The following is a 206-nucleotide window of genomic DNA, read 5'->3' on the forward strand; positions in this document are numbered from 1 at the left end:
AAAATGTAAAATCTTGTTTAAAAACTTAAGGCTAAAAATGACTGCGCTCCTCGTCGCCGAATACATCGGCATCGCCTCGGCAGCCACGAGCGGATTTATCTTCGCGGTTAAACGCGACTGCGACTGGCTGGGTATCTTTATTGCTGCGCTTCTAACCGCGCTTGGAGGCGGATTTATGCGCGACGCTATCGTCTCGCGCCCGCCGT

The 206-nt window shown here is 52.4% G+C and carries 1 protein-coding gene; it reads left to right on the forward strand.

Going from position 1 to position 206, the window contains the following annotated elements:
• Positions 1 to 37: 37 nt before the first annotated feature.
• Positions 38 to 206: TRIC cation channel family protein (locus H740_RS02715; RefSeq protein ID WP_197273053.1), on the forward strand; the 169-nt coding region annotated here is incomplete at its 3' end.

The organism is Campylobacter showae CC57C, assembly GCF_000344295.2.
Taxonomy (GTDB): domain Bacteria; phylum Campylobacterota; class Campylobacteria; order Campylobacterales; family Campylobacteraceae; genus Campylobacter_A; species Campylobacter_A showae_B.